This window comes from Terribium retamae, assembly GCF_022347545.1.
GTDB classification, from domain to species: domain Bacteria; phylum Pseudomonadota; class Alphaproteobacteria; order Rhizobiales; family Rhizobiaceae; genus Mesorhizobium; species Mesorhizobium retamae.
In genome coordinates this window covers 76,637-86,992 of sequence record NZ_JAKREW010000023.1, presented here as the reverse complement: position 1 = coordinate 86,992, position 10,356 = coordinate 76,637, and the positions used below count along the sequence as shown (strand labels likewise).

Sequence of the window (10,356 nt, the reverse complement as noted above, 5' to 3'; positions counted from 1 at the left end):
GCCGACCTCCTCCCCGGCGATGACGAATAGGTCGGCTTCCTCCTCCTCCCTGAGGCCGACCACCGAAACGGTGCCCGTCGCATCCTCCTCCCAGCGGCGGGCATTGTTTCCGAAAGAGAGTTTCGTCCTCTCCAATTGGCGAAAGGAATTTCGTCTCAGCCGACCTCCTCCCCGGCGATGACGAATAAGACCGACCTTCTCCTCCTCCCTGAGGTCGGTCAGCAAAACGACACCCGCCGGACCTCCTCCCCCGGCGGGTGTTGTGCTTTTGGACTCACCTGAGACCTTGGCGCCATTGCGAGAATTGCATTCGCGCGGCTGAAGGATTATTGCGAGCCGCATGACCAAAGACCCCATTCACATCATTGGCGGCGGCCTCGCAGGTTCTGAAGCCGCCTGGCAGGCGGCCCAGGCCGGCGTACCCGTAATCCTGCATGAAATGCGCCCAGTGCGCGGCACCGACGCGCACAAGACCCAGGACCTCGCGGAGCTGGTCTGCTCGAACTCCTTCCGCTCCGACGACGCCGAATCCAATGCCGTCGGACTGCTGCACGCTGAAATGCGGCTGGCCGATTCACTGATCATGGCTTCCGGCGACGCCAACCAGGTTCCTGCGGGCGGTGCGCTTGCCGTTGACCGCGATGGCTTTTCGGCTGCCGTGACAGCCAAGCTCGAAGCACATCCGCTCATCACCATCCAGCGCGAGGAGATCACAGGCCTGCCACCCGTCGAGTGGGAGCAAGCCATTGTCGCCACGGGACCATTGACTGCGCCTTCGCTCGCAGAAGCCATCGCCACCGAAACGGGGGCTGATGCACTCGCTTTTTTCGATGCCATCGCGCCGATCGTGCATTTCGACACGATCGACATGAACGTAGCCTGGTTCCAGTCCCGCTATGACAAGGTGGGCCCTGGCGGCACCGGCAAAGACTACATCAACTGCCCGATGGACAAGGCGCAATACGATGCCTTCGTGCAGGCCCTGATCGAAGGCGGCAAAACCGAGTTCAAGCAGTGGGAAGGCACGCCTTATTTCGATGGCTGCCTGCCGATCGAAGTCATGGCCGAGCGTGGTGTCGAGACGCTGCGGCATGGGCCGATGAAGCCGATGGGCTTGACCAATGCGCATAACCCAACGGTCAAGGCATATGCGGTGGTGCAACTGCGGCAGGACAATGCGCTGGGCACGCTCTACAACATGGTCGGCTTCCAGACCAAGCTGAAGCACGGCGAGCAGGTACGCATCTTCAAGACCATCCCCGGGCTGGAAAACGCCGAATTCGCGCGGCTCGGCGGCCTGCACCGCAACACCTACATCAATTCGCCAACCCTGCTCGATGGCTCATTGCAGCTAAAAAGCCGGCCGGGCCTGCGCTTTGCCGGCCAGATCACCGGCTGCGAGGGATATGTCGAAAGTGCCGCCATCGGCCTGTTGGCGGGACGTTTCGCCGCCGCCGAGAAGCTCGGATCGCCGATCTCGCTGCCGCCGGCCACCACTGCCTTCGGCGCGCTGCTCAACCACATCACCGGTGGGCACATCACGTCCGACGATGAACCCGGCAAGCGCTCATTCCAGCCGATGAATGTGAATTTCGGCCTGTTTCCGCCGCTCGAGGCGGGCACCAAACTGCGCCCGGATGGCTTCGAGGGCCGCTTTCGCGGTAAGGACAAATCGATTGCCAAGAAGAAGGCGACGACAGCCCGGGCGCTCGCCGACTGCCGCGCATGGCTCGGCCTGCCGGCACAGGTCCAGGCGGCAGAGTAGCCGGTTCGCCCAGGCCCGGACTGACTATTCGGCGGCTTCGATTTTCTGGTTTGGCAGCCCCGGCTTGCCCGCCTCAGCGGGATTGCGGCGCACGTAAGCCGCTTTCAGCGTCTCCGAGGTGTCGCGCGAGCCGTCATGGCTCCAGCCTGGCGGCATGAACAGATAGCGCAAGCGCTGACCAACGGTCAGCCCCGGCGAGAACGCGTCCTTGAACATGCCGACCCATTCATGGAACGCCACCTTCACCGGGTTGAAAGTGCCGATGTTCTTGACGATGCCATAGCGCGGCCGATCTTCTTCCAGCTCCTCGACGAAGGTGCCGAACATCCGATCCCATACGATCAACGTGCCGGCATAGTTGGCATCGAGATAGCGCGGGTTGGTGGCGTGATGCACTCGATGATGCGAGGGCGTGTTGAAGATGAACTCGACCCAGTTCCACATCTTGCCGATGGTCTCGGTGTGGATCCAGAACTGGTAGACGAGGTTGAATCCGTAGACAAAAGCAATGACTGCCGGATGGAAGCCCAGCAGGACCAAGGGCACCTGCAGCACGAACATGCCGGTGAACAGGCCTGTCCAGCTCTGCCGCAACGCCGTCGAGAGATTGTAGTGCTGGCTGGAATGGTGGTTGACGTGCTCGGCCCAGACCCAGCGACAGCGATGCGCAATGCGGTGATAAACATAATAGCGCAGATCATCGATCAGGAAGGCGGCGATGCAGGTCCATACCGAGACGCCAAGGTCGAAGAAACGGAATTGCCAGACCCACATCAGCGCCGAAAAGGAAACGATGCCGAGGAGGATCCCGGCCGCAACATTGCCGGTCCCCATCATCAGGCTGGTCAGCGTGTCGCGCGTCTCGAATTCTCCCTTGGCCCGTCCGGTGCGTACAAGCCAGACCTCCAGGAGGATGGCTATGACGAAGAACGGGATGGCGAGTTTGGTGACATCCGGAAATTGATAGGTTTCCATCAGGCGGCCTCCTGCCGAACCGGTTGGCCATTTGGGTTCAGGACCTTGAAAACCGCCAAGGCGGCCGCAGCATCAGCAAATGCAAAGCGGCCGCCGCGCCAGGTGAAATCCTTGAGGCGCAGCGCAAGGACCTTGCTGTCGTCAAGACTGGCAAGCTCGATCTCTGCCGGCGTGACGACGCGGGTCAGGAATCGATCTCCGATGGCGTGAACGATACCGGTGCGTCCATCCGCGAATTCGAGGAAAGCCGTGTTGCCATTCTCGGTGAGCTGAATGGCTCTCGGATTAAGGTCGGGAAAATCCACTGCAAACCGGTCCAGGGCCTGCCTCGCGTCAGCCAGCCCCGCGGTTCGGCTGCCACCGGTGAAATGCACGGCCGCAACTGCCATCGAAATGCCGACGACGACCATCGCGACGAGAACCGGAAGACTGATCAAGGCGCTCCTCCGGGCGCGCACCTCCCCGCGCCCCAACCCAGGATAAAAGCTAGCACGATTGACGTTTACGTCAAAGAAAATCCGCATAAAACATGCGTCATACAGTCTGCGAAAGATCGCTGGCTTGCAGCGGGATGCTGCTTATTCAGCCCCACCCGCGTCCAGCGCGACGCAACAACAGCCAATGGCGCTTCAATGAGGATAACTGCGCTGTGCGGGAGAGCGGTGCAGTCGCATCGCGACTGCTCATCGAAGCAAGATAGGCCTTTGTCAGTGCCAGCGGCAAAAACGCCGGACGCAATAACTGCGGCAGCGCTGCCGCGCTGCGTTCGAAAGCGGCCAGATGTTCCTGCGCCAACGCAATCATCGCGGTGACGGCTCGCCCGGTCGCGGCACCGTCACCGGCCAGGAACTCCTGCGGCGACGAGCCGACCGCAGTCAGGATGTCTACAGGCACATAACACTGTCCCCTAGCCCGGTGCAGCGGCAGCAAGAGCAGCAAGCCGGTGATCGCCTGGGCGCATCCCGCATGGCCGGCGAGTTCGGCAAAGCTCGGCGCTTCATTCGGGCCGAGCACGAGAGCGGCCAGTTGGATCAGCGCTGATGCCGTTTCACCGCAATATCCTTCAAGATCGGTGCGGGAAGGCATCGGATCGTCATACAGATCGAAGATGCGCGCTTCGAGGTAGTTATCGAAAGCCAGTTTGGGCAGGTTGTGGTCGCGGATTGCCGCTGTCAGCGCCTCAGCAAGCGGATGGCCCGCTCCGGCGTCCGGTGTGTCTGAAGCGATGACATCTCGCCACCATTGGAGACGCACTTCGCCCGGCAACGCTTCACGGATACGATCGCGTATGCCGGCGATTTCGGCATTGAAGGCATAAAGTGCCAACAGCGCGTCCCGCTTGTCCGCAGGTGCGTAAAGCGCGCTGAGATAGCGATCATGGTCGGCGCTGCGCACCGTGTCCATGACAATCCTGGAGATATCAGCCACGATCAATCGACCGCGATGAAGGCAGCGGCCACCGCACGGTCTTCGGCAAGCAACACATTGTAGGTGCGTACGGCAGCGCCCGTGGACATGGGATCCGCCGAAATCCCGGCCTCCCTGAGAACGGCTTTCAGCGCCGCGGGCAGAGGACGCAAATCCTTGCCCATGCCCACCAGCAGGATTTCGATGTCGGCGGCTTCGGCGAGCACCTTGTCGAAATCCGCCGAGGTTAAAGCGGAGGGATCCGCCGGTTGCCAGCCGTGGATGCCGGATGGCAGGCAAAGCAGCGAGCCGCGATGCGACATGTCGGCGAAGCGGAAGCCGCCGTTACCGTAGGCCTCTATCGCCGCGCGGCCCGGAAAATGGGCCTCGCGGATGATGATGCCTTTGCCGCCGAAGAGGCTCTTCGCCACGTTCTTGCCTATCAGGTCGCAACCGGCTTGCCGTTTACCGGCTTCTCTTCGCTTGCGTCAGGAGCCTGCCGCAGTTTGAAGAGAATGAGCAACGGCGCAGCGATGAAGATCGACGAGTAGGTGCCGAACACCACGCCGAACAGCATCGCCAGCGTGAACGAGCGGATCACCTCGCCGCCGAACAATACCAGCGCCAGCAGAGCCAGGATGGTGGTCACCGCCGTCAGTGTCGTTCTAGACAGCGTCTCGTTGATCGCGGTGTTCAGGATCTGCGGCATCGGCGTTCTCTTGTATTTGCGCAGATCCTCGCGGACGCGGTCGTAGACCACGATCGTATCGTTCAATGAATAACCGATGATCGTGAGGATGGCCGCGATCGACGACTGGTTGAACTCGATGCCGGTTACACAGAAGAAGCCGATCGTCATGACGATATCGTGCACCGTCGCAACGATTGCGCCGACAGCAAATTGCCACTCGAAACGGAACCAGACGTAGATCAGGATACCCACGAGCGCGACCAGCATGCCGATCGTGCCTTGCGTGGCAAGTTCGCTCGACACGGTCGGACCGACCACCTCGACACGGCGGAAATCGTATTTGTCCTGTAGCTCCGCCCGAACCTTGTCGATGACGCTCTGCTCGGCATTGTCGCCTTCTTCCTGTGCCGCCACGCGGATCAGGACATCGGTCGGGCTGCCGAACTGCTGCACCTGAACGTCACCGATGTTCAGTTCCGACAGCTTGCCGCGGATATCGGCGATGTCGGCAGGCCCACTCTTGGATTGCACTTCGATCGTGGAGCCGCCCTTGAAGTCGACGCCATAGTTGATGTCGACGGTCATGAACAAAACGACCGACATGATCGATAAAAAGGTCGAAAGCGCAAAGGTCCAGCGGCGAACGCCCATGAACGGGATGTTTGTTCCTGGCGGCACGAAAGTCACCGGTGCGCGCGGGAGTTCCTTCGGCTTGGCGCGACGCAGCCAGATCGAGACCAGCAGGCGCGTGAAGGTGAAGGCGGTGAACACCGTCGTCAGAATGCCGATTGCGAAGGTCACAGCAAAGCCCTTCACTGGACCAGAACCGAGCCAGAACAGCACAACCGTGGCGATGAAAGACGTGACGTTGGAATCGACAATCGTCGCCAGTGCTTTCGAGAAACCTGTATCGATGGCCTGAATAACCGACCGCCCCTGTCGGCGCTCTTCGCGGATACGCTCATAGATCAGAACGTTGGAGTCGACCGCCATACCGATGGTGAGCACGATACCGGCGATGCCGGGCATCGTCAGCGTGGCGCCAAGAAGCGACAACAGCCCGACGATCATGGCCACATGAACGACCAGCGCGACGTTGGCCAGGAAGCCGAGGAAACCGTAAGCCACGAACATGAAGCCGACGACCAGGATCGAGCCGATGATCCCGGCGATCTTGCCGGCCTGGATCGAGTCCTGACCGAGGCCGGGGCCGACAGTACGTTCTTCGACGACAGTCAATGTTGCCGGCAGCGCACCGGCGCGCAAGAGAACTGCAAGGTCGTTTGCACTCTGGGCGGTGAAATTGCCGGAGATCTGGCCCGTGCCACCGAGGATCGGCTCGCGGATCTGCGGTGCCGAAATGACCTGGTTATCCAGGATGATGGCAAAGAGCTTGCCGACATTCTGCTGCGTTGCCTGACCGAAGCGCGTGGCGCCCTTGGAATCGAACCGGAAAGAGACAACCGGCTCGTTGTTCTGTGAATTGAACGTTGCCTGTGCGTCGACCAGGTTTTCGCCGGAGACAATCACGCGGTTCTCGATCAGATAAGGAACGGGAGGATCATCCTTCGAATAGAGAACGCTCGAGCCTGCCGGCGGACGACCATTGATGGCCTCCTGCACCGGCATGGTCTGGTCGACCATCTGGAAGGTCAGTTTGGCGGTCTGGCCAAGGATTTCCTTCAGTCGCTGCGGGTCCTGCAGGCCCGGCACCTGCACCACAATGCGGTCGTCGCCTTGGCGCTGCACGATCGGCTCGGTGGTGCCGAGTTCATTGACACGGCGGTCGACGACCTCGATCGACTGCGACAACGCGGTCGAAGAACGATATTTGATGCCCGCATCCGTCATCGTGAAGCGCAGCAGTCCGGGCTCCGGTTCGTCCTGGTTCCATTCGGTGATGGTGCCGCCGCCGAACAGACCCGACGTTACCGGTGCTATCAGCCCCTTCAACGCTTCCTTGGCCGCATCGACCTGCGATGCATCGCGGACTCGCACTTGCACGACACGGCCAGAGCCGGAAAGGCCGGTGTAGCCTATTTTGGCGTCGCGCAGCAGCGTCCGAATCTCGTCGCGACTGGCTTCCAGCCGATCTTTGATGAGATCGTTCTGATCGATCTGCAGGAGGATATGGGACCCGCCCTGCAAGTCGAGGCCCAGGGTCATCTGCTTCTTCGGCACCCAACTGGGCAGCTTGGCCAAGGTGTCGGCCGGTATGAGATTGGGGGCAGCAAGGATGAAGGTGACGGCCACGGCCAGCCAGATCAGGATTGCCTTCCAGCGCGAAAAATAGAGCATGTTCTACGATCCAGTGGGCCGATCCGGCGCGTCAGGCGCGCCGCAGCGCTTAGTTCTTGGCGTTCTGGTTGGCGACCGGCTCGCCCTTGACGCGCACATCAGCGATGGTGCTGCGCAAAGCGGTGACTTTCAGGCCGTTGCCGAGATCGACCTCGAGTTCATTGTCGTCCACCACCTTGGTGACCTTGCCGACAAAACCGCCGCCGGTCACGACGGTGTCGCCGCGGCGGATGGCCGCCAGCATCTCACCGCGCTTCTTCATCTGCGCGCGCTGCGGGCGGATGATCAGAAAATACATGATCACGAAAATGAGGACAAACGGCAAAATGCTGATGAAGACATCAGGTGTGGCGCCAACGCCTTGGGCGTATGCCGGTGTCACGAACATCGAAAACTCCTGAGACGTAGAGAAAAGCCGTTATCCGGCCCATGAAATTTGCGCGGAATATAGTCGGTAAAGCCACTATTGCAACCATTCCCGCCCCTTCCCCCACGACTGTTGTGCCAGCGTGTCGCATTGGTCGCACCAGAGCTTGCAAAAGGCGGCATCACATGAGAGAACCGTACGGTACGGTACGCAATCTTATCATCGCAATACCGAGGACACCCTTTTCCATGGAAAACATCGAAGCACTGTCTGAAAAGCTTGACCGGCTGATTGAAGCGGTCGCCCGCTTGGCACCGCCGCCGCCGCCCAAGACGGACCTTGCGAAAGCCGACTGCTTCGTGTGGCAGGCTGATCCCGGCTATCTCGAGCCGATTTCCAAGGTCAATCGCGTCGACATCGGCCTCATCCGAGGCGTCGACCGTGTACGTGACATCCTGTTCGACAACACGGAACGGTTTGCTTCCGGCTACGCGGCAAACAACGTGCTGTTGTGGGGCGCGCGCGGCATGGGCAAGTCGTCATTGGTCAAGGCGGTCCATGCAGCGATCAATGCATCCGGCAAGCCAAGCGATCCACTCAAGTTGATCGAGATCCATCGGGAAGACATCGACACGTTGCCAAAACTGATGACGATGCTGAAGGCGGCGCCCTACCGCTTCATTCTGTTTTGCGACGACCTCTCCTTCGATCACGACGACACCTCCTACAAGTCGCTCAAGGCAGCGCTGGAGGGTGGTGTCGAGGGGCGACCACAGAACGTCATTTTCTATGCGACGTCCAACCGCCGTCACCTCTTGCCGCGCGACATGATCGACAACGAGCGCTCGACCGCGATCAATCCGTCGGAAGCGGTCGAGGAAAAGGTTTCACTGTCCGACCGCTTCGGTCTGTGGCTCGGTTTCCACAAATGTTCGCAGGACGACTATCTCGACATGGTCAACGGCTATGTCAGCCACTTTGGACTCGACATCGACGCCGATACGCTCCGCGCCGAAGCGTTGGAATGGGCGACGACGCGCGGCAGCCGCTCCGGCCGCGTTGCATGGCAGTTCACGCAAGACCTTGCCGGTCGCCTCGGGAAACCACTCTAATATCTTGAATTGGAACCGAAAAAGCCCGCTCCTAGGGAGCGGGCCGAGCTGCCGGGTCGGACTGGAGGTCAACGACCCGCGATATTCTTGTTCTTGTATCCGACGGACGACCTACTCGAGGAAGGTTTGCGGATCGATTGGTGCCGAGTTCTTGCGCACCTCGAAATGCAGCTTCGGCGCATCGGCGGAACCGCTCATGCCGGAGCGGGCAATCTCCTGGCCGCGCTTTACCTTCTGGCCGCGCTGCACTTCCAGCGACGAGGCGTGGCCATAGACCGTGACTAGCCCGTCCTCATGGCGTACCAGCACCGTATTGCCGAATTCCTTGAGACCATCACCGGCATAGATGACGACGCCGTTTTCGGCCGCCTTAACCGGCGTTCCCTCGGGAACCGCGATGTCGATACCGCCTGTACCCGATTTGTAGCCGGAGATGACGCGGCCGCGAACCGGCCAACGCATCTTGCCAATGCCTGTCGCATCGGGCGCTTCGACGTCGTCGGTCTCGGCCTGCTGTATGACCTTCTGGTCCTTCTTCGGCGGCGTGTAGGTGGCGAGCGTCGCGCTCGGCTTTTCCTGTGCAGGGATCGAAGCGGTCTTGACGGTATTGTCGACAGGAGCAGTTGCCGTGGTTGCCGGCGCAGTTGGCTTCGCAGAGGCAACGGTCGCGGTAGCGCCTGCCGACGGAACCTTGAGCGTCTGACCGATACGCAGAAGGCCGTCCTGCATGCCGTTCGCTTGCTTCAGCGCCGTTGTCGAAACGCCTGTTTTGCGAGCGATGGACGAGAGTGTATCGCCCTGCTGCACCGTATAGGCGCCGGCTCCAGCTTTCGGCTGAAGGACAGCGACCTGCGCTTCCTTCGCCGGCTTCGCCTTCGGATCGCTGGCGGCTGCCGAGGTATCGACAGCGGCGGCGGCCTTGCTCTCCTTCACCTTTGGCTGCTGCGGCAGAACGGCGACCTTTTCCGCAGGCGCGCTGCCAGGCAGCGGCACCTTGTTGGCCGGAACGTCATATTTGGTGCCGCGCGAGGACTTCGCATCCGCAACGTTCGGATCATTGTCGGGGGCCGAAACCGGAGCCTTGTTGGTGTAGACATAAGTCGGGATAACCAGTTTCTGGCCACTCTTGAGGCCATCGGCCGAAGCCAATCCGTTGGTCTTCATCAAGACATCGGCCGGAACGCCGTAGCGGCGTGAAAGGTTGTAAACCGTTTCGCCTTCGCGTGCGGTGACCTGGGTGCCGCCGGCGCGCGACCAGCCTTTGACTTCTTCCGCCACGATCTGCGTGCTGGCGACCGTGGAATTCACCGGCGCCCGCAGCTGATTGACGCCGCCAGTCACGGCCTGATCTGCTTTCGCCACCTTGGCCTGCCCCTGTGCAATCACAGGATCGGCAGCCGCGCGCGCCTTGTTGACGGCCGGCGCCGTTGCTTGCGCAACGGTTGGCAATGGCTGCGAGGAGACCGGCGAAAGACTTGAACGGGTGACCGAGGAACGCGAGTAGTTGACGTTGGAAGCCTGATACTGCGCATCGCCCGGGTAAGGCTGCGCCTCCGCCTGCTTGGAGATGATCGACCGCTGATTGTCGGTCGAGGCTGTCGCCATCGTGTCGACGCCACCGAAGCGGGCAACCTGGGAACTGCACCCAGAAACCGCACCGATAACGAGCAACATGGCGCAGCCACGCGTCAGATTGCGCTTGTTTGCCTTCAAGGATTTGAACCGCATCGCAATAACCCGC

The 10,356-nt window shown here is 60.9% G+C and carries 10 protein-coding genes; 2 read left to right on the top strand and 8 right to left on the bottom strand.

What is annotated here, in order from left to right; translation table 11 throughout:
* Window positions 1-225: hypothetical protein (locus L4923_RS20395; RefSeq protein WP_239368498.1), on the bottom strand; the 225-nt coding region annotated here is incomplete at its 3' end.
* Between the two features lie 115 nt (window positions 226-340).
* Here L4923_RS20395 and trmFO point away from each other — a divergent pair.
* On the top strand, window positions 341-1,765 hold the full coding sequence (gene trmFO, locus L4923_RS20390) for a methylenetetrahydrofolate--tRNA-(uracil(54)-C(5))-methyltransferase (FADH(2)-oxidizing) TrmFO (RefSeq protein ID WP_239368496.1): 1,425 nt from the start codon (window positions 341-343) through the stop codon (window positions 1,763-1,765).
* A 24-nt stretch (window positions 1,766-1,789) separates the two neighbouring features.
* On the opposite strand, the gene L4923_RS20385 is transcribed toward trmFO, so the two are convergent.
* From L4923_RS20385 to yajC, 6 genes are all read right to left on the bottom strand, one after another.
* On the bottom strand, window positions 1,790-2,740 hold the full coding sequence (locus L4923_RS20385) for a sterol desaturase family protein (protein WP_239368494.1): 951 nt from the start codon (window positions 2,738-2,740) through the stop codon (window positions 1,790-1,792).
* Entirely contained in the window at window positions 2,740-3,177 is a 438-nt protein-coding gene (locus L4923_RS20380; RefSeq protein WP_275448498.1) for a hypothetical protein, read from the bottom strand. Before L4923_RS20380 ends, L4923_RS20385 begins: the two co-directional genes overlap by 1 nt.
* Before the next feature lie 145 nt (window positions 3,178-3,322).
* Window positions 3,323-4,144 (bottom strand): phytoene/squalene synthase family protein, encoded by an 822-nt coding sequence (locus L4923_RS20375; RefSeq protein WP_275448502.1) that lies wholly within the window; start codon window positions 4,142-4,144, stop codon window positions 3,323-3,325.
* 26 nt (window positions 4,145-4,170) lie between these two features.
* A complete protein-coding gene (locus L4923_RS20370; protein WP_239368490.1) occupies window positions 4,171-4,578 on the bottom strand; it encodes an Mth938-like domain-containing protein in 408 nt (135 codons plus the stop codon).
* Between the two features lie 11 nt (window positions 4,579-4,589).
* Window positions 4,590-7,136 carry a protein translocase subunit SecDF gene (gene secDF / locus L4923_RS20365; protein WP_239368488.1) on the bottom strand — a complete coding sequence of 849 codons (2,547 nt, stop codon included), beginning with the start codon at window positions 7,134-7,136 and terminating at the stop codon, window positions 4,590-4,592.
* A gap of 49 nt (window positions 7,137-7,185) precedes the next feature.
* Window positions 7,186-7,524, bottom strand: coding sequence for a preprotein translocase subunit YajC (gene yajC / locus L4923_RS20360; RefSeq protein WP_239368486.1), 339 nt, complete (start codon window positions 7,522-7,524; stop codon window positions 7,186-7,188).
* 227 nt (window positions 7,525-7,751) lie between these two features.
* Here yajC and L4923_RS20355 point away from each other — a divergent pair, with 227 nt between their 5' ends.
* Window positions 7,752-8,615, top strand: a complete 864-nt coding sequence (locus L4923_RS20355; RefSeq protein ID WP_239368508.1) for an ATP-binding protein — start codon at window positions 7,752-7,754, stop codon at window positions 8,613-8,615.
* 111 nt (window positions 8,616-8,726) lie between these two features.
* On the opposite strand, the gene L4923_RS20350 is transcribed toward L4923_RS20355, so the two are convergent.
* Window positions 8,727-10,343 carry a LysM peptidoglycan-binding domain-containing M23 family metallopeptidase gene (locus L4923_RS20350; protein WP_239368484.1) on the bottom strand — a complete coding sequence of 539 codons (1,617 nt, stop codon included), beginning with the start codon at window positions 10,341-10,343 and terminating at the stop codon, window positions 8,727-8,729.
* Between the last annotated feature and the right edge of the window lie 13 nt (window positions 10,344-10,356).